Below are 22,514 nucleotides of genomic sequence, written 5' to 3'. Positions count from 1 at the left end.
GCCCGGCGCAGCGCCGGGCGCCTGGGCGGCGACCTCGGCGGCGCGCCGCGCGGCAGACTCCGCCTCGGCCTGCTCGAGCGCGGCGACCTCGGCCTGGCGGGCGCGCTCCGCCTCGCGGATCGGCTGGTTCCAGAACAGTTCGAAGAGCAGCAGGATGCCGATCGAGATCGCGATCGCGACGACAAGACGCTTCTGGTCGACCATCACCGAGCCTTCCGCGCGGCGCCGGAGCCTTCCGCGCATGTACAGGGCGGCACGGGGTCGTACCCGCCCTCGTTCCAGGGATTGCAGCGAAGGATGCGCCGCGCAGCGAGCCAGGACCCGCGCGCCGCGCCATGGGTGGAGAGGGCGTCCTTGGCGTAGCAGCTGCAGGACGGCTCGAACCGGCAATTCGCGCCGATCACGGGCCGGATCGTCCACTGATAGGCCGTGACCCCGCCACGCAGCAGCCAGGCCATCGGCGAGAGCGGCGTGGTGCTCATGTGACGCCGAGCCGCTTCACCGCGGCGGAGAGGTCGGACACGAGGTCTGCGAAGGTCCGCTCGACCGTCGCCGGGCGGCCGATCAGGACGAGGTCCCAGCCGGCGAGGCTGGGCGGAAGGACGGCGCGGGCGGCCTCGCGCAGCCGGCGCCTCGCGCGGTTGCGCGCCACCGCGTTGCCGACCTTGCGCGAGCAGGTGAAGCCAAGGCGAACGCCCGCCTGGTCCGGCACGGCAAGGGCTTGGACCACAACACCAGGCATCGCGGATTTGCGCCCCTTCGCTGCGACGACGAGGAACTCTGACCGGCGCCGCAGCCGGGTCTCGCCGGGCGGCCTCCCGGCGGCCATGCGCTCCGTCGCCGTTCCCTGTATCCGGCCGGGGACGCCGGCGCTCAGGCCGAAAGGCGCTTGCGCCCCTGGGCCCGGCGCGAAGCGATCACCTTGCGGCCGCCGACCGTCGCCATCCGCGAACGGAACCCGTGGCGGCGCTTGCGAACCAACTTGCTCGGCTGATACGTGCGCTTGGTGGCCAAGACACAAACTCCTTCCCTCCCAAGCCGAAGCGGCGCGCGAAACGCGCGCCGGGCCCGGGGTTCTCGAACAGAGCGGCGCGTATACCGGCCAGTGCTGCCAGGCGTCAACCTCCGGGGCGGCGCGGGGCCGCGGTCCCTGCCCTGCACGGATGCGTGACTGCTGCGCGTGGGGCTGCGATGAACGCTTGTTCCTGAAGGCCTTGTGCGCGATTCTAAGCCGCAACGGGATGGAAACGGGGACACCGGTGCGGAACCGCCTGATCGCGTCCTTCGCCTGTGCTGCCTCGCTCGCTGCTGCCCCCGCGATGGCGCAGGGAACGGGCAAGGGCTGGGCGGGCGAGCTCTGGCCGCGCGGCGGCCTGGCCGACAGCGACAGCGCGAGCGGCAATGGCGCGGGGCTGCTCGACGGCACGCTGAGCTACAGCTTCGACAACGGCATCACCATCAAGGCGGAGGGCCAGGGCAACTCCCTGCTCGGCAATGACGGCTACGGCGGGAAGGTGCAGGCGTGGTGGGAGCTGCCAGGCCTCGGGCTGATCGGCGTGTTCGCCGAGAACGCCCGCAGCGACAGCCTGACGCAGCGCCGCTACGTCGCGTTCGGCGAGCTCATCGTTCTCGGCTTCACGGTGCGCGGCCAGGCTGGCTACGTGCCCGGCGACCGGACGGCGACGAACGAGGTCGATGGCGGCTTCTTCGGCCTCGCCTCTGGCGGCTGGTACCCGTCCGACCAGCTCGGCCTCAACATCGGCGGCGCGACGCAGGCGGGCGAAGGCCTCGGCTTCGGCAATGTCGAGTGGATGCCGGGCTTCATGCCGCCCGGAACCTCCATCACCTTCGACGGTGGCGCCGGCGGCAACGGCTTCCTGATCGGCGTCGTCGGCGTGCGGGTGACGTTCGGGCCGGGTGCGGGAACCACCGTGCGCGGCCGGCAGGTCGGCAGCGCGCCTGGCTTCACCAACACCGTCATCGGCGCTTTCGGCGATACCCGGCGGAGCCCCCCGCCGACGCCGCCACCGAGCCCGAACACCGGGTCCTGACCCTTCAGCCCCCCGTGACAGGCGGGAAGAACGCGACCTCGTCGCCGGGGCCGACGGGCGTCTCTGGGGTCGCGAAATCCTGGTTCACGGCGCAGCGTATCGAAGCGCGCTCGGCGAAGGCAGCCGCGTGGCCGGGGCTTCGCGCGGCGAGCCAGTCTGTGAGCGCGGCGACCGTTCGCACCTCCTCGGGCGGTGACACCGCCTCCTCGGAGAGTCCGACCTTCTGTCGGAGCCAGGCGAAGTAGAGGACCTGCATCTCGGCCTCGCACGCCGCTCAGCGCGGCGTCGGCACCGTACGGATCGTCCCGTCCGCGCCCATCAGCGTCGTGGTGCCGCCGTCGCGGATGGTCGTGCCGGTGCCGCCCGGGCCGCCGAACGTGCCTGTCCGCCCCGTCTGGCCGGTCGAGACCGTGCCAGGCGGCGCGCCGGGAATGGCCTGGCCGCGCAACTCGTTCTCGGGCGGGGGGGCGAGCGCCCGCGGCGGCTCCGGCTGGCGCGGCGGGAGCGGCTCGTTCGGCTCGCGCGGCAGGTCGGGGCTCTCGCTCGAGGAGCCGCGCCGAGTCTGCCGCTGGCGCTGCTCGCGGGCACGACGCTCCTCGTCGGTCTCGAAGATCGAGGGACGCTCCTCATCCGCCGCATCGGGCCAGCGGACGGAGGTGTCGGGCTGCAGCGTCGTCACCTCGTCCGCGCGCCCGGTCAGCCGCCGCATCGTGTAGCCGTTCGCCTCTGCCTCCGGCACCACGACGCGGCTGCCGCCGAAGCCGCCGAAGCCGTTCCCCGAGCCGGAGAAGCCCGAGCCGCAGCCGGCGAGAAGCCCCGCGAGCAGGAGCGCCGGCACGGCAGGCGGCATCACGAGTGGGTGGCGTTTCACGCGCGGCATCAGGGCCATCTCCCGTTCTGATCGCACCTTACGTAAGCCCTCCCCCCACGCCGCTGCAAGGCGCCCGGCGCCGCCGCTACTCCGCAGGTGAGCGCCGCACGTGGCGCAGCCCTGCGGCGAGGTAATCCCACCCCGTCACGAGGGTGAGAGCCGCGGCGAGGATCAGCAGCGCCTCGCCGAGCAGCGACACGGGCAGGAAGCCGATCCCGAGCAGCGCGGCCGAATCATCGCCCGCGACGAGCATGCCGAGGGCGACCATCTGCACGCCCGTCTTCCACTTCGCGAGCGCCGTCACAGGCAGCCCGACGGCGAGCGTGGCGAGATACTCGCGCAGGCCCGAGACCATGATCTCGCGCAGCATGATCACGATCGCGGCAAGCACGCCGATGGCGGAGAGGCGGCCGAGGCCAGCGAGCAGCATCAGCGTCGCGCCGACGAGAAGCTTGTCGGCGATCGGGTCGAGCATGCGGCCAAGATCCGACGTCGTGCCGCGGGCGCGCGCGAGCTTGCCGTCGAGCCAGTCGGTCACCGCCGCGGCGGTGAACAGGATGCAAGCGGCGAGGTCGGCGCGCGGCTCGTGGATGAACATCAGCGCGACGAGCACCGGGATCGCCGCGATCCGCGACAGCGTCAGCAGGTTGGGAAGGTCGGTCGCCACGGCACCCCGTAACCTCGCCGCGCCCCCGTGGCACGGCCGCGAGACGGTCGCGCGTCAGGCCTCCGTCGTCCTCGTCAGTCTAACGGGGCCGGAGCCGGGATGGAAATGCTCATAGATCCGCGCCGCCAAGGCGCGCTCGATGCCAGGGCAGGCCTCGAGCGCGGCAAGCCCCGCCTGCGCGACGCCGCGCGCCGAGCCGAAATGGTTGAGCAGCGCGCGCTTGCGCGCGGGCCCGATGCCCTCCACCCCATCGAGGCCGGAGCGGGAGAGCGTCTTCTGCCGTGCCGCGCGATGGGCGGCGATGGCGAAGCGGTGCGCCTCGTCGCGCAGGCGCTGGAGATAGTAGAGAACGGGGTCGCGCGCCGGCAGGTCGAACGGCTCGCGGCCGGGCAGGAAGAACCGCTCCCGCCCGGCGTTCCGGTCGGGCCCCTTGGCGATCGCCGCGACCGGCACGTCCTCGACGCCGAGTTCGGCAAGGGTCTCCGTCGCGGCGGCGAGCTGCGTCGCCCCGCCGTCGATCAGCACGAGGTCCGGCCAGGATTCGCTCCTCTGCCCGTCGCGTCCGGCGTCCTCCTCCTCGCTCTCCTTCAGAAGCCTGCCGAAGCGGCGGGAGAGCACCTCGCGCATCATCGCGATGTCGTCGCCCGGCGTGACCTCGCCCTTGATGATGAACTTGCGGTAGGCGGCCTTGAGGAAGCCCGACGGGCCGGCGACGATCATCACGCCATAGGGCTCCCGTCCGCGGGTGTGGCTGTTGTCGTACACCTCGATGCGCTGCGGCACGCCAGGAAGGCCGAACACCGTCGCCACCCCATCGAGAAGCGCTGCCTGGCCCGCCCGCTCGGCGCGGCGGCGCTCGAGCGCCTCGCGCGCATTGGTCTCGGCGAGCGCGACCATCCCGCGCTTCGGCCCGCGCTTCGGCACGGCGATCGAGACCGACGCGCCAGCCTTCAGGGTCAGCGCATCGGCCACCAGCCTTTCGCCGGGAATGTCGTGGCTGAGCAGGAGCTGCCTCGGCGGCGGCTTGTCGTCGTAGAACTGGCCGATGAAGGCGCCGAGCACCGCGCCGGCGGTTTCGCCCGAGACATGCGTGGGGAAGAAGGCGCGGTTGCCGTTGTTGCGGCCTGCGCGGATGAAGAACACCTGGATCGCGCTCACCCCCCCGCTCTGGTGGATGGCGATGATGTCGGCATCGCCGACCTCGGTGGCGTTGACCGCGTCCGTGCCCTGCACATGCGTCAGCCCGCGGATGCGGTCGCGCAGCCGCGCGGCATGCTCGAAGGCAAGATCCGCCGCCGCGGCCTCCATCTCGGCGGCGAGCTCCTTCTGCACCGCCGCCGAATGGCCCGACAGGAAGCGCTTCGCCTGCGTGACCAGGCCGGCATACTCGGGCTCGGACACGCGTCCAACGCACGGCGCGGCGCAGCGCTTGATCTGGTAGAGCAGGCAGGGGCGCGAGCGGCTCGCGAACATCGCATCGGTGCAGGAGCGGAGCAGGAAAGCGCGCTGCAGCGCCGTCATCGCTTGGTTCACCGCCCAGGCCGAGGCGTAGGGGCCGAAATACTGCGCGTCCGGCTTGTGCGCGCCGCGATGCTTGGCGATGCGCGGGAAGGCATGCCCGCCCGTCAGGACAAGCCAGGGGTAGGACTTGTCGTCGCGCAGCACGATGTTGAAGCGCGGCTCGAGACGCTTGATGAGATTGCTCTCGAGAAGCAGCGCCTCTGCCTCGGTATGCGTGGTGATGATCTCGAGCGAGGCGGTGGCGTTGACCATGCGCCGAAGCCGCTCGGGAAGCCGTGCGGGGCGCGTATAGGCGGCGACGCGCTTCCTGAGGCTTCTCGCCTTGCCGACATAGAGCGCCTTGCCGGCGGGATCGAGCATCCGGTAGACGCCGGGGCTGTCGGGGAGGTTCCGCAGCGCGGCCTCGATCACGCCAGCTCCCTGGCCTGCCGCGTCCGTTGCGGGGGCGCTACCGTCAAGCGCATCCTCGTCATTGCTTCGCGTCATGCGCGTTCCGCTAACGTGTTTTGCGCGTCGAGTGCAGTCATACGGCCATCCACCGGTCCTGTGGACAACTCTGTGAGGAAGCTTCTCGCGAGAGCGCGAGTCCGGCCTCTTCCCTCTAGTTTATCGGAATGCCCGATTCTTGGGCACCGAGCATCAACCCATTGAAAATATTGGCGTCCGCAGATTCGGCCCGTAAAGCAGCGCAAACCGCACGTTAAACTCCCGTGACGCGAGCGCCACCGAGGCTCCACACGGGCTCGGTGGACAACTTCCGTGCTCACGGAGCCTGGCTGCGGCGCTCGATCTCTATTCCGACCGATCCGGCCCCAACGATTGCATCGAGCTTCTCAACCCGCACGCGAGCAAGCCTGACGCGCCTGTCAAGCAGGCATGCTTCGGCGATCCGCTCGGCGAGAGTCTCCACCAGCATCACGTGGCCCGATGACACGATCGCCCGCGCCGCCGTCGCGATCGCCTCGTAGTCGACGACGCGGGAGAGGTCGTCCCGCCCCACGGCCTGGCGGGAGAGCGCGCGGGCGCCGTCATCCTCCACGCCGAGGTCGATGTTGAGGCGGATGCGCTGCGCGGCCTCCTTCTCGTGCGGATGGACGCCGACCGAGGCCTCGAGCACGAGGTCGCGCACGAAGACGTGGCGCAGCGCGAGCGCGGCCTGCGCGATGCGCCTGTCGGCGATGGGGTCCATGGCGGGCTACTCCTCGGGCGCCGCAGCGGCGCCGGCGGGAGACCATTGCAGATGCTGCCCGCCGTCAAGCGCGATCATCTGCCCCGTGACGGAGGGAAGCGCGAGCAGTGCAAGCGCGGCGCGAGCAACTTCCGCCTCGCCCGTGCCGCGGCCGAGCGGCACGGAGGCGCATTGCCGCGCGAACTGCTCGGCACTCTGCCGCGGGCTTGGCAGCGCCGGCCCCGGCCCGATGGCGACGACGCGGATGCGGGGCGCGAGCGCAAGCGCGAGAGACTGCGTCAGGGCCCAGAGGCCCGCCTTGCTCACCGTGTAGCTGACGAAATGCGGGGTAAGCGACCAGACGCGCTGGTCGAGCATGTTCAGCACCACCCCCTCCGCGCCCTCCGGCAGGGCGCGGGCCAGCGCCTGCGTAAACACGAAGGGTGCCCGCAGGTTCGGCTCGACATGCCTGTCCCAGCTCTCGCGCGTGGCATCGAGCGCCTCGTCGCGCTCGAAGGTCGAGGCATTGTTGACGAGCACCCCAAGCGGGCCGAGCGCTGCTTCGGCCTCGGGGACGAGGCGCGCAACCTCCGCCTCGTTGCCGAGGTCGGCGCGAAGCGCCACGGCGCGGCGGCCGCGCACGCGGACCTCGTCCGCCGTCGCCTCGGCCTCCGCCCCGCTCGTCGCGTAATGGATCGCGACGTCGAACCCGGCTTCGGCGAGCGCGAGCGCGATCGCCCGTCCGAGCCGCTTCGCGCCGCCGGTCACGAGTGCGGCGCGCGGAATGGAGCGGGGGATCGCGTCGTGCAGGGCGGGATGATCGGGCATCGCCGGAAGGTAGGCCGGCGGTGCGCCGTGTCGAGCCCTTGCGGTGCCGCCCTGCAGGCGCAGAATGCCCCGCGCAGGCAGAGAGAGGGAGGGCGAGGGTTCCATGGATGGCGGCACCGCGACACGCACCGACAACGCCAGGATCGACCCGCGGAGGCTGTGGGACGCGCTGATGGACATGGCCTCGATCGGCGCGACGCCGAAGGGCGGCGTGCGGCGGCTGACGCTCACTGATGTCGACAAGCGCGGGCGGGACCATTTCCGCGCGCTCTGCGAGAAGGAGGGCCTCACCGTCACGGTCGATGCCATCGGCAACATGTTCGCCCGCCGCGAGGGGCGCGACCCGAAGCGCAAGCCCGTCCTGTTTGGCTCGCATCTCGACAGCCAGCCCTCGGGCGGCAAGTTCGACGGCGCGCTCGGCGTCATCGCCGGGCTCGAGCTCGTCCGCACCCTGAACGAGGCCGGCATCGAGACCGACGCGCCCCTCGTGCTCTGCAACTGGACGGACGAGGAAGGCTCGCGCTTCGGCCATTCGCTGATGGGCTCGGGCGTGTGGGCCGGCGTCTATTCCCTGCCCAAGGCCTATGCGCTCGCCGACACGGAGGGCGTGACGGTCGAGACCGCGCTCGACGCGATCGGCTATCGCGGCGAGCAGAAGGCCGAGCCCTTCCCGGCCGATGCCTATTTCGAGCTGCATATCGAGCAGGGGCCGATCCTCGAGGCGGAGGACCGCACGATCGGCATCGTCACCGGCGCGCAGGCTCAGGTCTGGTACGACGCGGTGCTGACGGGCCGCGACAGCCATGCCGGAACGACGCCCCCCTCCGCGCGTCGGGACGCACTGGTCGGCGCGGCGCGGATCATCGACCTCGTCGACCGCATGATGCGCCGCCACGGCGAGGCGGGCCGCGGCACGGTGGGCCAGCTCCAGGTCATCCCGAACAGCCGCAACGTCGTGCCCGGCGAGGTGCGCTTCTCCGTCGAGTTCCGTCACCCGGACGACGCGACCCTTCTCTCGCTCGCGGAGGAGTTCCCCCGCGCCGCGGAGGCAATCGCGGAGGAGAACCGGCTCGCGCTCGACCTGATCGAACTGTTCCGCATCAAGGCGCAGCCCTTCGACGCCGCCTGCGTCAGGCTCGTGGCCGAGGCGGCCGAGCGGCATGGGATGAGCGCGCGCGAGATCGTCTCCGGCGCGGGCCACGATGCCGTCTATGTCGCGCGCACGGTGCCGACGGCGATGATCTTCGTGCCCTGCAAGGACGGGCTCTCGCACAATGAGGAGGAGAGCATCCTTCCCGAACACGCCGCCGCCGGCGCGCAGGTGCTTTGCGACGCCGTTCTGGCCCGCGCCAACCGGAGCCTCGCATGACTGACGCATCGCAGATCCATGTGCTTGCCCGCATCTCGCTCAAGCCCGGGGCGCGCGCCGCCTGGCTCGAGGCGTTCCGCAGGGTGCAGAAGGACGTGCTCGCCGAGGATGGCTGCCTCGCCTACGACGCGACGGTGGACGAGCCCGGCGTGCTCGGCGCGCAGGTGCTTGCCGGTCCGGACACGGTGGTGATCGTCGAGCGCTGGCGCGATGCAGCGGCGCTTCGCGCGCACAGCGTCGCGCCGCACATGGGCCCCTATCGCGAAGCGGTGAAGCCGCATGTCGAGAGCGTCGTGATCGAGGTGCTGAAGGCTCTTTGAGAGGACCTCCGATCGCCCCGCCATCCCCAACGACAACAAGCCCGAGGAAACGATGAAGAGAGTGCTGCTCGCCGCGGCGGTGACACTTGCGGCCCTCCCCGCGGTCGCGCAGGACATCGCCGTGCGCGAGATCGGCAGCTTCCATGTCGGCGGCGATGTCGCGACCGTCTCCGGCCTCGAGCCGCGCGACATCACCTTCAGCCCCGGCTCACCGCCCTTCCGCTACGATCCGAACGGCGATTTCCAGGCAGGCCAGATGTACGTGCAGTACGTGCGCCTCGCGAACCCGCGCGCCCGCTATCCGCTGCTGCTCATGCATGGCGGCGGGCTCACGGGCGTGACCTGGGAGACGACGCCGGATGGCCGGCCAGGCTGGCAGATGGCGTTCCTCCGCGCCGGGCATGACGTGTTCGTGTCGGACGCGGTCGAGCGCGGGCGGGCAGGCTGGGCGCGCTTTCCCGAGATCCTGAAGGGCGAGCCGATCTTCCGCACCATGGGCGAGGGCTGGCACCTGTTCCGGGTCGGCCCCGCCGATGGCTGGGCGCGCGACGCAGGGGGAAGGCGGGCCTATGACGGCACGCGCTTCCCCGTCGCTGCGTGGGACCAGTTCACCAAGCAGTCCGTCCCCCGCTGGGTGACGACCGACCCGATGATCCAGGCCGCCTACGATGCCTATGTGCAGCGCGTCTGCCCCTGCGTGATCGTCGTGCACAGCCAGGGTGGCAACTTCGCCTTCCGCGCAGCGCTGAACGCCCCCGACAAGGTCAAGGCGATCGTCGCCGTCGAGCCGTCCGGCGCGCCGAACCCGGCCAATGACGACGCAGCGAAGGTGAAGGACATCCCACACCTCATCGTGTGGGGCGACTTCATGGACCGCAACGCGCTGTGGCAGCGGATCAAGCCGTCGATCGACCGTTGGGCGGGCGCGATCCGCGAGAAGGCCGGCGTGGCGGAGGAGCTTTCGCTTCCCGCGCGCGGCATCACCGGCAATTCGCACATGCTGATGATGGACGACAACAGCGACCAGATCGCAGGCCTCATCCAGGAGTGGATCGCCGCGAAAGGGCTCATGCGCTAGAGGCCGGGTCCAAAGGACAGGTCAGGGCGGCGGCGAGGGGGGTTGCCGCCGCCCTCCCCCCTTTCTATAGCCACCCCGCCCGGTGGAGAGACCGGGAGAGCGAGGGGGACCTTCCTTGGCCACGATCGACACGAGCGCCCCGGCACTTGCCGCCGAAGCGATGGCGGAGATCCTCGAACGCACCGCCGGTCCCGAGCGGCGGATGGCCGATGCGCTCCGCGCGCTCGCGATCGATGCGGTCGAGGCGGCGAAGTCGGGCCATCCCGGCATGCCGATGGGCATGGCCGATGTCGCGACCGCGCTCTGGACGCGCGTGCTGAAGTTCGACGCCGCCGACCCGCGCTGGCCCGACCGGGATCGTTTCGTTCTCTCCGCCGGCCACGGCTCGATGCTGCTCTATGGACTCCTGCACCTCACCGGCCATGCCGGGATGGAGATGGAGGAGCTGCGCAATTTCCGCCAGCTCGGCAGCCGCACGGCGGGCCACCCCGAGCACGGCGAGCACCCGGGCATCGAGACGACCACCGGCCCTCTCGGCCAGGGGCTTGCCACCGCCGTCGGCATGGCAATGGCCGAGCGCATGCTCGCCGCCCGCTTCGGCCGCTCGCTGGTCGATCATCGCACCTGGGTGATCGCCTCCGACGGCGACCTGATGGAGGGCATCAGCCACGAGGCCGCCTCGCTCGCCGGCCACCTGAAGCTCTCCAAGCTCACCGTCCTGTTCGACGACAACGCCATCTCCATCGATGGCTCGACCGACCTCTCCTGCTCCGACGACGTGCTGAAACGCTTCGCCGCCTATGGCTGGGCCACCAAGCGGATCGACGGGCATGACCATGCCGAGATCGCCGGCGCTCTCGGCTACGCGATGCGGTCCGGCAAGCCGACGCTGATCGCCTGCCGCACCATCATCGGCTTCGGTGCGCCGAAGAAGGCAGGAACCGCCGGCTCGCACGGCGCGCCGCTCGGCCCCGAGGAAGCCGCCGCGGCCAAGGCCGCGCTGGGGTGGGACGCGCCGGCCTTCACCGTTCCCTCCGAGATCGCGCAGGCCTGGGGCGAGGCCGGCCGCCGCGGCGCGCGCGACCGCATGGCCTGGCTCCGCCGCATCCAGAAGAGCCCGCAGCGCGCCGAGTTCGAACGCGTCACCCAGGGCCGGCTGCCGGATGACTGGCGCAACGGGCTCGATGCCTGGAAGCAGACGTTGAGCACCGAGAAGCCGAAGATCGCCACGCGCCAGGCGAGCCAGAAGGCGCTCGAGGCGCTCGTCCCCGCCATCCCCGAGCTCGTCGGCGGCTCGGCCGACCTCACCGGCTCGAACCTTACGCACGTCAAGGCGATGGGCACGCTCTCGCCCGACAACTGGGGCGGGCGGCACATCCATTTCGGCGTGCGCGAGCATGCGATGGGTGCGGCGATGAACGGCATGGCACTGCATGGCGGGCTCGTGCCGTTCGGCGGCACGTTCCTCGTGTTCTCCGACTACATGCGCCCCGCCATCCGCCTCGCCGCGCTGATGCGCCAGCGCGCGGTCTACGTGTTCACGCATGACAGCATCGGGCTCGGCGAGGATGGGCCGACGCACCAGCCGGTCGAGCACCTCGCTGCACTGCGCGCGATCCCGAACCTGCACGTGTTCCGCCCCGCCGACGCAGTGGAGACGGCGGAGGCCTGGGCGCTTGCGCTCGCGCGGCAGGACGGGCCCTCGGCGCTCGCGCTCACCCGCCAGGCCCTGCCGACGCTGCGCACCACGCACACGCCGGAGAACATGACCGCCCGCGGCGGCTACGTGCTCGTCGAGGCGTCCGGTCCGCGCAAGGCGACGCTGATCGCGTCGGGCTCGGAAGTGTCCCTTGCCGTCGCCGCGCGCGAGCTTCTCGAGGCAGAGGGCATCGCCACCGCCGTCGTGTCGATGCCGTGCTTCGAGCTGTTCTTTCAGCAGGACGAGGCGACGCAGGCCATCACGCTCGGCGGCGGGCTGCGCGTCGGCATCGAGGCCGCCATCGGCTTCGGGTGGGACCGCGTTCTCGGCCTCTCGGGCCTGTTCATCGGCATGAGCGGCTTCGGCGCCTCGGGGCCCTACGAGAAACTGTACAAGCATTTCGGGATTACCGCCGAAGCCGTCGCCCAGGCTGTCCAGCGGCGTCTCGGCTGACCAAACGCAGGAGGAGGTCGACATGGCTGTGAAGGTTGCGATCAACGGCTTCGGCCGGATCGGCAGGCTGGTGCTGCGCGCCATCGTCGAGAGCGGCCGCACCGACATCGAGCCGGTGGTCATCAACGATCTCGGCTCGGTCGAGGCGAACGCGCATCTCTTCCGCTACGACAGCGTGCATGGCCGCTTCCCCGGCGAGGTCAGCACAACCGCCGACACGATGACGATCAAGATGGGCAACCGCACCTGGGGCCCGATCAAGGTCGTCGCCGAGCGCGACCCGGCGAAGCTGCCGCTCCAGGGCGTCGATGTCGCGATGGAGTGCACCGGCATCTTCACCTCGAAGGAGAAGGCCTCTGCGCTCATCACCGCCGGCGCGCGCAAGGTGCTGATCTCCGCGCCTGGCGACGGCGCGGATGCCACGATCGTCTACGGCGTCAACCACCAGGTCCTGACGAAGGAGATGACGGTCGTCTCCAACGCCTCCTGCACCACCAACTGCCTCGCGCCGATGGTGAAGGTGCTGCACGACGCCTTCGGGGTCGAGCGCGGCTACATGGTTACGATCCACGCCTACACGGGCGACCAGAACACGGTCGACACGCTGCACAAGGACCTGCACCGCGCCCGCGCAGCGGCGGTGAGCATGATCCCGACCTCGACGGGCGCCGCCCGCGCCGTCGGCCTCGTCCTGCCCGAACTCAAGGGCAAGCTCGACGGCACGGCGATCCGCGTGCCGACGCCGAACGTCTCTCTCGTCTCGCTCGATGCCAACCTGAAGAAGAGCGTGACGAAGGAGGAAGTGAACGCGGCGATGAAGGCGGCGGCCGAGGGCCCGCTGAAGGGCATCCTCGCGCTCAACACCGCCCCGCTCGTCTCGATCGACTTCAACCACAACCCCGCCTCCTGCACCTTCGACATGGGCCAGACGGCGGTGATCGAGGGAACCCTCGTGCGCGTGATGGGCTGGTACGACAACGAGTGGGGCTTCTCGAACCGGATGAGCGACACCGCCGCCCTGTTCGGGTCTCTCTGAGCCATGGCGTTCCGCACGCTCGATCAGCTCGAGGCGTCGGGGAAGCGCGTGCTTCTCCGCGCCGACCTGAACGTGCCGATGCAGGACGGCGAGGTGGGCGACCTCACCCGCCTCGAGCGGCTGACGCCAACGATCTCCGAGCTCGCCAAGGCGGGCGCGAAGGTGATCGTGCTCAGCCATTTCGACCGTCCGAAGGGCAAGCGTGTGCCGTCCATGTCGCTTGCCCCCGTGGCCGAGGCGCTCGGCTCCGTGCTCGGCCGGAAGGTCGGCTTCGCGGAGGACTGCGTCGGCGAGGCGGCGGAGAAGGCGGTGTCGGCCATGGCGCCGGGCGACGTGCTCGTTCTCGAGAACACGCGCTTTCATGCGGGCGAGGAGAAGAACGACGCGGAGCTCGCCAGGGGCATGGCGGCGCTGGGCGATGTCTTCGTCAACGATGCCTTCTCGGCCGCGCACCGCGCCCATGCCTCGACCGAGGCGCTGGCCCGGCTGCTTCCGGCCTATGCCGGGCGGCTGATGCAGGCGGAGCTCGAGGCACTCGAGAAGGCGCTCGGCAAGCCTGCGCGCCCGGTCGCGGCGATCGTCGGCGGGGCGAAGGTGTCGACCAAGCTCGACCTGCTCGGCAATCTCGTCGGCCGCGTCGAGCTGCTGGCGATCGGCGGCGCGATGGCCAACACCTTCCTAGCCGCACGCGGCATCTCCGTGGGCAAGAGCCTCCAGGAAGCCGACCTGCACGACACCGCCCGCGACATCGAGGCGAAGGCGAAGGCGGCCGGCTGCACGATCCTCCTTCCGACCGACGCGGTGGTGGCGCGTGAGTTCAAGGCCGATGCGCCGAGCGAGGTCGTTCCCGTCACCGCCATCCCCACGGATGCGATGATGCTCGATGTCGGGCCGAACACGGTGGCCGACCTCCTGACGCGGCTTGCCGCCTGCCGTACGCTCGTCTGGAACGGGCCGCTCGGCGCGTTCGAGACGCCGCCCTTCGACGCCGCCACGGTGCGTGCGGCCAAGGGCGCGGCCGCGTTGACCACCGCCGGGAAGCTCCTGTCGGTCGCGGGCGGCGGCGACACGGTGGCCGCGCTGCGCCATGCCGGGGTGGCCGACGATTTCACCTATGTCTCGACGGCTGGCGGCGCCTTCCTCGAATGGCTGGAAGGCAAGACGCTGCCGGGCGTCGCGGCGCTGGAAGCATAAACCCGGGGCCGTCCTGTAGCGGGCGGCTTCCCTACCTACATAGGCGTGGATTGTATTTCCGGCAGCGTTTACGCATTCTTAATGAATGCGTGCCAGAACTCTACGCATGATCTCGCTCTCCTCCCTCGCCGCCTTCTCGCAAGGTGCGGCGGCTGCCCAGGCGGCGCGCGAAAGCCGCCCCGCCACGCCGCCCGCAGGCGTCACCATGGCTGCGGCCAACGTAGCCGCGCCGCAGAAGCCGGCCATGCAGGCCCTGCCGCAGGTGCCGCCCTCTGGCCCCCTCCCCCGCGGCAGCCTTCTGAACCTGACGGTCTGACCCCCGACTTTTCCGCTTGAGCTTGCGCCAACGACGGCGCAATCATTCCATATGCGCGCCGCACGACGCTGCCATGCCGTTCTGGCTTCGCGCCCCCTCACCGCCCTCGTGGTGGTCGCAGCAGTTTCCTATGCGGCGCCCGCGCTGGCGAATGATGCCGTCAGGGCCCGTTTCCCGGCCCCCTCCACATGGGAACTGACAATCGGCCCGACGCTCCGCACCCGCGCGCCGGACCCCATTCCCCGCCCCGTCGAACAGCCTGCGTCTACCCGGTCGGCCACCCTGCTTCCGGATGTCGACATCACCCCTGTTCTGCCCGGCACCACGGCCCCGACCCAGGGTCGCGCCTGGCGCGCCCCCGGCGAGGCGATCGAGGAGCCGAAGCACCAGATCTTCGGCGCGAAGCTCAAGCTCCCCTTCTGAACGCCCGGGCCACGCCCCCCGCCGCTCAGCCGGTCGAGCCGAAGGCGCGCCCTGCCTCCCAGACCCCGTCCGGCTTCGACCACAGGGCCTTGTTCGCCATCGCCGCCGCGAGCTTCTCCGCGATGCCCTGGAGGAGCTTCTCGCCCTTCTCCGCGCTGGCCGCCCGTGGATCGCCCTTGACCCCCGTGCCGGGTGCGCGCTCGGCGAAGCTCCGGAAGCGCTGGATGCCCGGGCCATCGGTGCTCGCCTGGCCTGCCACCTCGTTCGGCGTCATCGCGCCCCGCGCGGCGGCATCGAGCTGGCCGCGGTGAACGAGCGTCGGCTCGGCCGCCAGCATCATGCTCGTCTCTGCCTCGCAGGCATGCTGGACGTTCTTCTGCGTCGTCAGCACCGGCGCGATCGCGTCGGCACCGATCAGCCAGTACGTCCCGCCGACCACTGCCATGCCGAACTCATGCGCAAGCTCGCGCACCGACACGGCAAGCGGCTCGGTGTTGCCGCCGTGGCCGTTCACTACGAACAGGCGTTGGAACCCATCCGCCTTCAGGCTGCGGCAGATCGAGCGCAGCACCGCGTGGAAGGTCGGGAAATCGAGGCTGATCGTTCCGCCGAAGGGGAAATGGTGCTCCGACAGCCCCATCCACTGGCAGGGCAGGACGACGACCGGTTCGCTTCGGGAGAGGATCGTTGCGGCCCGGATGCACACCTCGGTCGCGAGCCGAGTGTCCACCATGGTGGGAAGATGCGGGCCGTGCTGCTCGAGGCTCGCCACGGGAAGCACCACGAGCGCGTCCCGCTCGGCCAGTTCCTTGAGCTCGGGGGCGGTCATGCGCGCCCATTCGACGGTGGCCATCGTGCCTCTCCTCCTCGTTGCGTGTCCGCCCGTATTGGACGCGGCGAGGCGAGAATGGTCCAGCCCCGGTTCAGCCGCCTTGCGCTTCCTCAAGCCCGACGAGCGAGCGGGCGAAGGCGCGCGCCTCGAACGGGCGAAGGTCCCCAGCCTGCTCGCCGACGCCGACAGCATGCACCGGCAGCCCGAATTCCTGCGCGAGCGCAACCACGACGCCGCCCTTGGCGCTGCCATCGAGCTTCGTGACCACAAGGCCAGTGACGGAGACCATGTCGCCGAACACCCGCACCTGCTGCACGGCGTTCTGCCCCGTCGTCGCGTCGAGCACGAGAAGCACTGAATGCGGCGCGGCCGGCTCGAGCTTTCGGATGACGCGCACGACCTTGGCGAGCTCGGCCATCAGGTCGGCCTTGTTGTGCAGCCGACCCGCCGTGTCGACGAGCAGCACGTCCGACCCCTGCTCGCGCGCCGCCTTGAGCGCATCGAAGGCGAGGCCCGCCGCATCCGCCCCGTCCGCGCCGGAGACGACCGGGCAGCCCGTCCGCTCGCCCCAGACGCGGAGCTGCTCGACGGCCGCGGCACGGAACGTGTCGCCGGCGACCAGCATCGGCTTCAGCCCCTGCTCCTTCCAGAGCGCGGCGAGCTTGGCGATCGTCGTCGTCTTCCCCGTGCCGTTGACGCCGACCACGAGCACGACATGCGGTGCGAGAGACGCATCGGGAACCAGGGGCTGCGCCACGGGGGCGAGGATCGCGGCGATCTCGTCGGCCAGCGCCTCACGCACCTCCTGGTCCGTCACCTCGCGGCCGAAGCGGGTGCGGCGGAAGCCTTCGATGATGCGCGTCGAGGCCGCGACGCCGAGATCGGCCTGGATCAGGAGGTCCTGCAGGTCCTCGAGCGCGGCGTCGTCGAGCTTGCGCCTGGTGAAGAGCGCGCCGATGCCTTCGGTGATCCGCGCCGTCGAGCGGGAGAGCCCCTGGCGAAGCCGGGTGAGGAACCCCGTCTTCGGCGGCTCGGGCGGGGCGGCCTCGACAGGCTGCGGCTCGGCCGGCTCGCCCTCTGGGCGGCGGCGGAACAGGTCGCGCAAGGCCATCAGGCGGCTTCCGCCAGAAGCCCGCGAGCGCCGGCGGCGGTGATGCGCACGCGCCCGACCCTGCCAGGCGCGACGCTTCCCGAGACCAGTCGTGCCGGGGCGAAATGCTCGGTGTGGCCCTCGCCCTCGCGCTCGACCAGGAGCTCGGCCTCGGCACCGACGCGACCCTCGTAGAAGCGGCGCGAGGCCGCCTCGCCCGCCTCGCGAAGCCGCGCGGCACGCTCGGAGATCAACCGCCCGTCGAGCTGCGGCATGCGCGCGGCCGGCGTCCCCTCGCGCGCGCTGAACGGGAACACGTGCAGGAAGTCGAGCCCCGCCTCCTCGACCAGCGCGCGGGTGTTCGCCGCCATCGCCTCGGTCTCCGTCGGGAAGCCGGCGATCAGGTCGGCGCCGAAGGCGATGCCGGGACGGAGGTCACGCGCGCGCCGCGTCACCGCGAGCACGTCCGCGCGGAGGTGCCGCCGCTTCATCCGCTTGAGGATCATGTCGTCTCCCGCCTGCACCGAGAGATGAAGGTGCGGCATCAGGCGTGGCTCCTCTGCGATCAGCCGCCAGAGATCGTCGTCGATCTCGACGGGGTCGAGAGAGGAGAGGCGAAGGCGCTTCAACTCGGGAACCAGGGCGAGAAGGCGGCGGATCATCTGCCCGAGCGTCGGCGCGCCCGGCAGGTCGGGTCCATAAGCGGTGATGTCGACGCCGGTGAGCACGAGCTCCTGGTATCCGGCCTCGGTGAGCGCGCGGGCCTGCGCCACCACCTCGCCGATGGCCACGCTGCGGCTTGGCCCGCGGCCATAGGGGATGATGCAGAAGGTGCAGCGATGGTCGCAGCCCTGCTGCACCTGCACGAAGGCGCGCGCCCGGCCGGCGAACTCGGTGACGAGATGGGCGGCCGCCTCGCGCGCCTGCATGATGTCGGAGACGGCGACGCGGGGATGCGCAACGCCGATCCAGGTCGCCGCCTCGAGCTTCTCCTGGTTGCCGACGACGCGGTCGACCTCCGCCATCGCGCCCCAGGCATCGGGCCTGATCTGCGCCGCGCAGCCGGTGACGACGATGGTGGCGGATGGGTTCTCGCGCCGGGCCTTGCGCACCGCCTGGCGTGCCTGGCGCTCCGCTTCGGCCGTGACCGCGCAGGTGTTGACGATGATCGTGTCGGCGAGCCCCGCTTCCTGGGCGTGGCCGCGCATCACCTCGCCTTCCCAGGTGTTCAGCCGGCAGCCGAAATTGAGCACGCGCACGCTCATGCCGCGCGAACCTGCGCAGGCGAGGGAAGGTCGATCTCGCCGGTGAAGCTCTCGGCGACCGGGCCGGTCATCGTCACCCGTCCCGTCTCGGCCCAGTCGATCAGGAGTTCGCCACCATCGAGCGTGACGGTGGCCGTCCGGCCGGTGAGCCCCCGCCTGTGCGCGTTCACGAGCGCCGCACAGGCCCCGGAGCCGCAGGCGAGCGTGATCCCCGCCCCCCTCTCCCACATGCGGAGAAGGATGCGGTCAGCCCCGAGAATCTCGGTGAACCCGATATTGGCCCGGGCAGGAAACAGCGCATCATGCTCGAGCCGCGGCCCGATCGAGGCGATGTCGAGGGAGGCGACGTCCGCGACGAAGAACGTCGCGTGCGGGTTTCCCATCGAACAGGCGGCCGGGTCGGCCGCGCCGTCGATGGCGAGCGGCAGGTGGAGCGTATCCATCTCGCGGGCGAGCGGCACCTCGTCCCACCGGAGCCTTGGCACTCCCATGTCGACCGAGACGAGCCCGCCGAGCCGCCGCTCGGCGCGGAGCACCCCGCCGAGCGTGCCCAGCGCCACCGTGTCGGTGCCGGCCTCGTCCATCAGCAGGCCGGTGACGCAGCGGGTGGCGTTGCCGCAGGCCTCCGCCTCCGACCCGTCGGGGTTGCGGATGCTCATCCAGGCTGCGGTCCCCAGCTCGCGCGGCGGCTCGATGACGATGAGCTGGTCGCAACCGATGCCGCGGCGGCGGTCTGCCACGCGGCGGACCGTCTCGGCATCGAGCGCGAGCGGCGCGCGGCGCGCGTCGAACACGACGAAGTCGTTGCCGAGCCCATGCATCTTGCGGAAGGGAACCATGAGCGGGGATATAGGGGCGCGGAGCCCCATCCGTCCATGCGTGACGGGGGCTGATCTGCGCGCCTCCGGGTTGCGCCCGGTTCCCCCATCCGGTATAGCCCCCGCCTTCTGTGCGCGCCGGGCCTCGAAGGGCATGCCCGGCCGCCTGTCGCTGCGCCTTGTGTGCGGCTCGCTACGGAAAGGATGGAAAAATGCCCAAGATGAAGACCAAGAGCAGCGTCAAGAAGCGCTTCTCCATCACGGCGACCGGCAAGGTCCTCGCGGGCCCGGGCAACAAGCGCCACATGCTCCGCCGCCGGCCGCAGAAGATGAAGCGAAGCAATCGCGGCAACCAGGTGCTGACGCCGATGGACGCGCGCACCGTGAAGCAGTGGGCCCCCTACGGCCTCTGAGCCCCCGCGACAGACGAAAGGACGCTGACACATGGCACGCGTGAAGCGGGGCGTCACAGCCCGCGCCAAGCACCGCAAGGTTCTCGAGGCCGCCAAGGGGTTCCGGGGCCGCGCCGGCACGACGATCCGGATGGCGAAGCAGAAGGTCGAGAAGAGCCTTCAGTACGCCTACCGCGACCGCAAGGTGAAGAAGCGCGAGTTCCGCGCCCTCTGGATCCAGCGCATCAACGCCGCGGTGCGCGAGAAGGGCCTGACCTATTCCGAGTTCATCCACGGGCTCAAGGCGGCCGGCTTCGAGCTCGACCGCAAGGCTCTCGCCGACATCGCCTATCACGATGCCGCCGCCTTCGGCGCGATCGTCGAGAAGGCTGCCGCGGCCCGCGCCAACGCCTGACCCGCGCCGGCCCAAGGCCGGCACGCCAGGACCGTGACGATCAGGGCTGCCGGCCTCCGGCGGCCCTTTTCGTGTCTGGAGAATTGCGATGACCGATGACCTCGCCTCCTTCGAAGCCGAGACGCTGGCCCGCATCGGCGCGGCCGGCGACCTCGCCGCGCTCGATGCCGTGCGCGTCGCCGCGCTCGGCAAGAACGGGGCGCTGACAGCGCTGATGAAGGGCCTCGGCGCGGTGGCGCCGGAGGAAAGGAAGGCACGCGGTGCTGCGCTGAACGCGGCGAAGGACGCGCTGACACAGGCGATCGAGGCGCGCCGCGCAGCCCTCGCCGACGCCGCGCTCGACCAGCGTCTCGCCGCCGAGCGGATCGACGTCACCCTCCCCCCGCGCCCCGAGGCGCAGGGGCTCGTCCACGTGATCAGCCGCACCGTGGAGGAGATCGTCGCGGTGTTCGGCGCGATGGGCTTCACCGTCGCCGAGGGGCCGGACATCGAGGACGACTGGAAGAACTTCGGCGCGCTGAACATCCCCGAGCACCACCCGGCGCGGCAGGACCACGACACGTTCTACCTGCCCGGGCGCACGGCGGATGGCCGCGAGAAGGTGCTCCGCACCCACACCTCACCCGTGCAGATCCGCACCATGACGGGCGGGCCGCCACCGATCCGCGTCATCGCGCCCGGCCGCACCTACCGCGCCGACCATGACGCGACGCATTCGCCGATGTTCCACCAGGTCGAGGGGCTCGCGATCGACCGGCACATCACGCTCGGCCACCTGAAGGGGTGCCTCGTCGACTTCCTGCGCGCCTTCTTCGGCATCGCGCACCTGCCCGTGCGCTTCCGCTCCTCCTACTTCCCCTTCACCGAGCCCTCGATGGAGGTCGACATCGGCTGGAACCGCCGAACGGGGGAACTCGGTTCGGGCGGCGACTGGCTCGAGATCCTCGGCTCGGGGATGGTGCACCCGAAGGTCCTGCTCAACTGCGGCATCGACCATACCGAGTGGCAAGGCTTTGCCTTCGGCATGGGGATCGAGCGCGTGGCGATGCTCAAGCACGGGCTGACCGACCTTCGCCCCTTCTACGACAGCGACATTCGCTGGCTTCGCGCGACCGGGTTCCGCCCCGAGGATGTCGCGAGCACGGCGACGGGGATCGCCTGAGATGAAGTTCTCGCTTTCCTGGCTGAAGACGCATCTCGAGACGACCGCCCCGGTCGAGGAGATCACCACGGCGCTCTCGCAGATCGGCCTCGAGGTCGAGGGCGTGGAGGACCGCGCGGCCGCGCTTGGCGCCTTCCGCATCGCGCATGTGGTGGAGGCGAAGCAGCACCCGAACGCCGACCGGCTTCGCGTCTGCCGCGTCGATGGCGGTGACGGGCGCATCCTCAACGTTGTCTGCGGCGCACCGAACGCGCGCTCGGGCATGAAGGGCGTGCTCGCCCTTCCCGGCGCGTTCATTCCGGGCACCGGCATCACGCTGAAGGCCGGCCAGATCCGCGGCGAGGCCTCGGAGGCGATGCTGCTCTCGGCACGCGAGATGGGGCTCGGCGAGGACCATGACGGCATCGTCGACCTGCCCGAGGACGCGCCGCTCGGCGCGCTCTATGTCGCGTGGGCGGGGCTCGACGACCCGGTGATCGAGATCGCCGTGACCCCGAACCGGGGCGACGCGCTCTCGGTGCGCGGCATCGCACGAGACCTCGCCGCCGCCGGGCTCGGCACGCTGAAGCCATGGAGCGCCGCCGCCGTTGCGGCGTCCTACGCGAGCCCGGTCCGCTGGGCGACCGAGACGGAAGCCTGCCCCTACGTGCTCGGGCGGCATTTCCGCGGCGTGAAGAACGGCCCGTCTCCGGAATGGTTGCGCCGGCGGCTCGAGAGCATCGGCCTGCGCCCGATCTCGGCGCTGGTCGACATCACCAATCTGTTCACCTTCGATCTCGGCCGGCCGCTGCACGTGTTCGATGCCGCGAAGCTCCAGGGCGGTGCGCTGACCATGCGCCAGGGCCGCGGCGAGAGCTTCGCCGGGCTGCACGGGAAGGAGGTGACCGCGACGGAGGCCGACACGGTGATCGCCGATGCCTCAGGCGCCCTCGCGCTCGCCGGCATCGTCGGCGGCGAGAGCACCGGCTGCTCGGAGGCGACGACGGAGGTGTTCCTCGAGGTCGCGCTGTTCGACCCGGTCGCCATCGCCAATACCGGCCGACGCCTCGGCATCCAAACCGACGCGCGCTACCGGTTCGAGCGCGGCATCGATGCGGGGCTGATGGAGGAGGCCACCGAGGCGGCGACGCGGATGATCCTCGATCTCTGCGGTGGCGAGGCCTCGGAAGTGGTGAGCGCTGGTGCGCGCCCCGAGTGGAACCGCAGCGCCACGCTGCGCTTCTCGCGCCTCGCCTCCTTCGGCGGGCACGACGTGCCGGCGGACGAAGCCGTCGCGATCCTCGACCGGCTGGGCTTCGCCGCCACCGCGCGCGACGCGGCAGGCTTGACCGTCGCCATCCCCACCTGGCGCAACGACTGCGCCGGCGTTCCCGACCCGCAGGCGGAATACGACCTGCTCGAGGAGGTCTTGCGCATCATCGGGCTCGACACGATCGCGCCCGCGCCGATGCCGCCGCTCACCGACGCGGAGGGCCGCGCGCGCGCCGTTCCGCCCGTCGCCGTCACGCCGGCGATGGGCCGCGCGATCGCCGCGCGCCGCGTGCTT

The 22,514-nt window shown here is 70.9% G+C and carries 26 protein-coding genes and 1 pseudogene; 13 read left to right on the top strand and 14 right to left on the bottom strand.

All coding sequences use genetic code 11. From position 1 onward, the window contains the following. The 4 genes and pseudogenes from FIF60_RS19530 to rpmH all read right to left on the bottom strand — a co-directional run. Positions 1-204, bottom strand: a pseudogene (locus tag FIF60_RS19530) (membrane protein insertase YidC); the annotation flags it as partial. Further along, positions 204-482, bottom strand: a complete 279-nt coding sequence (gene yidD / locus FIF60_RS19525) for a membrane protein insertion efficiency factor YidD (protein WP_144299966.1) — start codon at positions 480-482, stop codon at positions 204-206. The gene yidD and the pseudogene FIF60_RS19530, both read right to left, overlap by 1 nt. Beyond that, positions 479-829, bottom strand: coding sequence for a ribonuclease P protein component (gene rnpA / locus FIF60_RS19520; RefSeq protein WP_144299965.1), 351 nt, complete (start codon positions 827-829; stop codon positions 479-481). Before rnpA ends, yidD begins: the two co-directional genes overlap by 4 nt. 44 nt (positions 830-873) lie before the next feature. Further along, the gene (gene rpmH, locus FIF60_RS19515; RefSeq protein ID WP_144299964.1) at positions 874-1,014 is read right to left on the bottom strand and encodes a 50S ribosomal protein L34; all 141 of its coding nucleotides are present in this window, start codon (positions 1,012-1,014) and stop codon (positions 874-876) included. Between the two features lie 227 nt (positions 1,015-1,241). On the opposite strand from rpmH, the gene FIF60_RS19510 reads away from it, so the two are divergent. Continuing rightward, positions 1,242-2,051 carry a hypothetical protein gene (locus FIF60_RS19510; RefSeq protein ID WP_144299963.1) on the top strand — a complete coding sequence of 270 codons (810 nt, stop codon included), beginning with the start codon at positions 1,242-1,244 and terminating at the stop codon, positions 2,049-2,051. A gap of 4 nt (positions 2,052-2,055) precedes the next feature. Here the strand turns inward: FIF60_RS19510 and moaD are convergent, their stop codons facing one another. The 6 genes from moaD to FIF60_RS19480 form a co-directional block, all read right to left on the bottom strand. Next, positions 2,056-2,307 (bottom strand): molybdopterin converting factor subunit 1, encoded by a 252-nt coding sequence (moaD, locus tag FIF60_RS19505; RefSeq protein ID WP_144299962.1) that lies wholly within the window; start codon positions 2,305-2,307, stop codon positions 2,056-2,058. 18 nt (positions 2,308-2,325) lie between these two features. Then, a complete protein-coding gene (locus FIF60_RS19500; RefSeq protein WP_144299961.1) occupies positions 2,326-2,931 on the bottom strand; it encodes a hypothetical protein in 606 nt (201 codons plus the stop codon). A 76-nt stretch (positions 2,932-3,007) separates the two neighbouring features. Next, positions 3,008-3,589 (bottom strand): CDP-diacylglycerol--glycerol-3-phosphate 3-phosphatidyltransferase, encoded by a 582-nt coding sequence (pgsA, locus tag FIF60_RS19495; protein WP_144299960.1) that lies wholly within the window; start codon positions 3,587-3,589, stop codon positions 3,008-3,010. 54 nt (positions 3,590-3,643) lie between these two features. Next, positions 3,644-5,596, bottom strand: coding sequence for an excinuclease ABC subunit UvrC (uvrC, locus tag FIF60_RS19490; protein WP_144299959.1), 1,953 nt, complete (start codon positions 5,594-5,596; stop codon positions 3,644-3,646). Between the two features lie 277 nt (positions 5,597-5,873). Next, positions 5,874-6,299 (bottom strand): dihydroneopterin aldolase, encoded by a 426-nt coding sequence (locus tag FIF60_RS19485; RefSeq protein ID WP_144299958.1) that lies wholly within the window; start codon positions 6,297-6,299, stop codon positions 5,874-5,876. Between the two features lie 6 nt (positions 6,300-6,305). After that, on the bottom strand, positions 6,306-7,106 hold the full coding sequence (locus FIF60_RS19480; protein ID WP_144299957.1) for an SDR family oxidoreductase: 801 nt from the start codon (positions 7,104-7,106) through the stop codon (positions 6,306-6,308). Positions 7,107-7,209: 103 nt separating this feature from the next. Here FIF60_RS19480 and FIF60_RS19475 point away from each other — a divergent pair, with 103 nt between their 5' ends. From FIF60_RS19475 to FIF60_RS19440, 8 genes are all read left to right on the top strand, one after another. Next, on the top strand, positions 7,210-8,475 hold the full coding sequence (locus FIF60_RS19475) for a Zn-dependent hydrolase (protein ID WP_204251259.1): 1,266 nt from the start codon (positions 7,210-7,212) through the stop codon (positions 8,473-8,475). Further along, complete coding sequence (locus tag FIF60_RS19470) at positions 8,472-8,795, top strand: putative quinol monooxygenase (protein ID WP_144299955.1); 324 nt, start codon at positions 8,472-8,474, stop codon at positions 8,793-8,795. The genes FIF60_RS19475 and FIF60_RS19470 overlap by 4 nt, the downstream gene beginning before the upstream one ends. A gap of 52 nt (positions 8,796-8,847) precedes the next feature. Then, positions 8,848-9,873 carry an alpha/beta fold hydrolase gene (locus tag FIF60_RS19465; protein ID WP_144299954.1) on the top strand — a complete coding sequence of 342 codons (1,026 nt, stop codon included), beginning with the start codon at positions 8,848-8,850 and terminating at the stop codon, positions 9,871-9,873. A 160-nt stretch (positions 9,874-10,033) separates the two neighbouring features. Then, the gene (gene tkt / locus FIF60_RS19460; protein WP_144299968.1) at positions 10,034-12,025 is read left to right on the top strand and encodes a transketolase; all 1,992 of its coding nucleotides are present in this window, start codon (positions 10,034-10,036) and stop codon (positions 12,023-12,025) included. 22 nt (positions 12,026-12,047) lie between these two features. Next, positions 12,048-13,061 carry a type I glyceraldehyde-3-phosphate dehydrogenase gene (gene gap / locus FIF60_RS19455; RefSeq protein ID WP_144299953.1) on the top strand — a complete coding sequence of 338 codons (1,014 nt, stop codon included), beginning with the start codon at positions 12,048-12,050 and terminating at the stop codon, positions 13,059-13,061. A 3-nt stretch (positions 13,062-13,064) separates the two neighbouring features. Further along, positions 13,065-14,255 carry a phosphoglycerate kinase gene (locus FIF60_RS19450; RefSeq protein WP_144299952.1) on the top strand — a complete coding sequence of 397 codons (1,191 nt, stop codon included), beginning with the start codon at positions 13,065-13,067 and terminating at the stop codon, positions 14,253-14,255. Positions 14,256-14,361: 106 nt separating this feature from the next. Continuing rightward, positions 14,362-14,571, top strand: a complete 210-nt coding sequence (locus FIF60_RS19445; protein ID WP_144299951.1) for a hypothetical protein — start codon at positions 14,362-14,364, stop codon at positions 14,569-14,571. Between the two features lie 51 nt (positions 14,572-14,622). Continuing rightward, the gene (locus tag FIF60_RS19440; RefSeq protein ID WP_144299950.1) at positions 14,623-14,994 is read left to right on the top strand and encodes a hypothetical protein; all 372 of its coding nucleotides are present in this window, start codon (positions 14,623-14,625) and stop codon (positions 14,992-14,994) included. A 25-nt stretch (positions 14,995-15,019) separates the two neighbouring features. Here FIF60_RS19440 and FIF60_RS19435 read toward each other — a convergent pair whose 3' ends face one another. From FIF60_RS19435 to dapF, 4 genes are all read right to left on the bottom strand, one after another. Next, positions 15,020-15,847: a creatininase family protein gene (locus tag FIF60_RS19435; protein WP_144299949.1), complete on the bottom strand. Its 828-nt coding sequence runs from the start codon at positions 15,845-15,847 to the stop codon at positions 15,020-15,022. Positions 15,848-15,917: 70 nt separating this feature from the next. Beyond that, entirely contained in the window at positions 15,918-16,937 is a 1,020-nt protein-coding gene (gene ftsY / locus FIF60_RS19430; RefSeq protein ID WP_144299948.1) for a signal recognition particle-docking protein FtsY, read from the bottom strand. Then, positions 16,937-18,181, bottom strand: a complete 1,245-nt coding sequence (gene mtaB, locus FIF60_RS19425; RefSeq protein WP_144299947.1) for a tRNA (N(6)-L-threonylcarbamoyladenosine(37)-C(2))-methylthiotransferase MtaB — start codon at positions 18,179-18,181, stop codon at positions 16,937-16,939. The genes ftsY and mtaB overlap by 1 nt, the downstream gene beginning before the upstream one ends. Then, positions 18,178-19,050, bottom strand: a complete 873-nt coding sequence (dapF, locus tag FIF60_RS19420; RefSeq protein WP_239451725.1) for a diaminopimelate epimerase — start codon at positions 19,048-19,050, stop codon at positions 18,178-18,180. Before dapF ends, mtaB begins: the two co-directional genes overlap by 4 nt. A 161-nt stretch (positions 19,051-19,211) precedes the next feature. On the opposite strand from dapF, the gene rpmI reads away from it, so the two are divergent. The 4 genes from rpmI to pheT all read left to right on the top strand — a co-directional run. Beyond that, complete coding sequence (gene rpmI, locus FIF60_RS19415) at positions 19,212-19,412, top strand: 50S ribosomal protein L35 (RefSeq protein WP_144299946.1); 201 nt, start codon at positions 19,212-19,214, stop codon at positions 19,410-19,412. A gap of 31 nt (positions 19,413-19,443) precedes the next feature. Further along, positions 19,444-19,806 (top strand): 50S ribosomal protein L20, encoded by a 363-nt coding sequence (gene rplT / locus FIF60_RS19410; RefSeq protein WP_144299945.1) that lies wholly within the window; start codon positions 19,444-19,446, stop codon positions 19,804-19,806. Between the two features lie 88 nt (positions 19,807-19,894). After that, the gene (gene pheS / locus FIF60_RS19405; protein WP_144299944.1) at positions 19,895-20,968 is read left to right on the top strand and encodes a phenylalanine--tRNA ligase subunit alpha; all 1,074 of its coding nucleotides are present in this window, start codon (positions 19,895-19,897) and stop codon (positions 20,966-20,968) included. A 1-nt stretch (position 20,969) separates the two neighbouring features. Next, positions 20,970-22,514: phenylalanine--tRNA ligase subunit beta (gene pheT / locus FIF60_RS19400; protein ID WP_144299943.1), on the top strand; the 1,545-nt coding region annotated here is incomplete at its 3' end.

The sequence above is a fragment of the Elioraea rosea genome (genome assembly GCF_007644105.1).
Lineage (GTDB): Bacteria > Pseudomonadota > Alphaproteobacteria > Acetobacterales > Acetobacteraceae > Elioraea_A > Elioraea_A rosea.
The sequence above is the reverse complement of the archived record's forward strand: the minus strand, read 5'-3'. Positions and strand labels throughout refer to the sequence as shown.

What these genes read in the sequence shown, in the direction of transcription:
- yidD (WP_144299966.1), bottom strand. Translation starts at nt 482, where the DNA reads ATGAGCACCACGCCGCTCTCGCCGATGGCCTGGCTGCTGCGTGGCGGG.
- rnpA (WP_144299965.1), bottom strand. Translation starts at nt 829, where the DNA reads ATGGCCGCCGGGAGGCCGCCCGGCGAGACCCGGCTGCGGCGCCGGTCA.
- FIF60_RS19510 (WP_144299963.1), top strand. Translation starts at nt 1,242, where the DNA reads ATGGAAACGGGGACACCGGTGCGGAACCGCCTGATCGCGTCCTTCGCC.
- moaD (WP_144299962.1), bottom strand. Translation starts at nt 2,307, where the DNA reads ATGCAGGTCCTCTACTTCGCCTGGCTCCGACAGAAGGTCGGACTCTCC.
- FIF60_RS19500 (WP_144299961.1), bottom strand. Translation starts at nt 2,931, where the DNA reads ATGCCGCGCGTGAAACGCCACCCACTCGTGATGCCGCCTGCCGTGCCG.
- uvrC (WP_144299959.1), bottom strand. Translation starts at nt 5,596, where the DNA reads ATGACGCGAAGCAATGACGAGGATGCGCTTGACGGTAGCGCCCCCGCA.
- FIF60_RS19485 (WP_144299958.1), bottom strand. Translation starts at nt 6,299, where the DNA reads ATGGACCCCATCGCCGACAGGCGCATCGCGCAGGCCGCGCTCGCGCTG.
- FIF60_RS19480 (WP_144299957.1), bottom strand. Translation starts at nt 7,106, where the DNA reads ATGCCCGATCATCCCGCCCTGCACGACGCGATCCCCCGCTCCATTCCG.
- FIF60_RS19475 (WP_204251259.1), top strand. Translation starts at nt 7,210, where the DNA reads ATGGATGGCGGCACCGCGACACGCACCGACAACGCCAGGATCGACCCG.
- FIF60_RS19470 (WP_144299955.1), top strand. Translation starts at nt 8,472, where the DNA reads ATGACTGACGCATCGCAGATCCATGTGCTTGCCCGCATCTCGCTCAAG.
- FIF60_RS19465 (WP_144299954.1), top strand. Translation starts at nt 8,848, where the DNA reads ATGAAGAGAGTGCTGCTCGCCGCGGCGGTGACACTTGCGGCCCTCCCC.
- tkt (WP_144299968.1), top strand. Translation starts at nt 10,034, where the DNA reads ATGGCGGAGATCCTCGAACGCACCGCCGGTCCCGAGCGGCGGATGGCC.
- gap (WP_144299953.1), top strand. Translation starts at nt 12,048, where the DNA reads ATGGCTGTGAAGGTTGCGATCAACGGCTTCGGCCGGATCGGCAGGCTG.
- FIF60_RS19450 (WP_144299952.1), top strand. Translation starts at nt 13,065, where the DNA reads ATGGCGTTCCGCACGCTCGATCAGCTCGAGGCGTCGGGGAAGCGCGTG.
- FIF60_RS19445 (WP_144299951.1), top strand. Translation starts at nt 14,362, where the DNA reads ATGATCTCGCTCTCCTCCCTCGCCGCCTTCTCGCAAGGTGCGGCGGCT.
- FIF60_RS19440 (WP_144299950.1), top strand. Translation starts at nt 14,623, where the DNA reads ATGCGCGCCGCACGACGCTGCCATGCCGTTCTGGCTTCGCGCCCCCTC.
- FIF60_RS19435 (WP_144299949.1), bottom strand. Translation starts at nt 15,847, where the DNA reads ATGGCCACCGTCGAATGGGCGCGCATGACCGCCCCCGAGCTCAAGGAA.
- ftsY (WP_144299948.1), bottom strand. Translation starts at nt 16,937, where the DNA reads ATGGCCTTGCGCGACCTGTTCCGCCGCCGCCCAGAGGGCGAGCCGGCC.
- mtaB (WP_144299947.1), bottom strand. Translation starts at nt 18,181, where the DNA reads ATGAGCGTGCGCGTGCTCAATTTCGGCTGCCGGCTGAACACCTGGGAA.
- dapF (WP_239451725.1), bottom strand. Translation starts at nt 19,050, where the DNA reads ATGGGGCTCCGCGCCCCTATATCCCCGCTCATGGTTCCCTTCCGCAAG.
- rpmI (WP_144299946.1), top strand. Translation starts at nt 19,212, where the DNA reads ATGCCCAAGATGAAGACCAAGAGCAGCGTCAAGAAGCGCTTCTCCATC.
- rplT (WP_144299945.1), top strand. Translation starts at nt 19,444, where the DNA reads ATGGCACGCGTGAAGCGGGGCGTCACAGCCCGCGCCAAGCACCGCAAG.
- pheS (WP_144299944.1), top strand. Translation starts at nt 19,895, where the DNA reads ATGACCGATGACCTCGCCTCCTTCGAAGCCGAGACGCTGGCCCGCATC.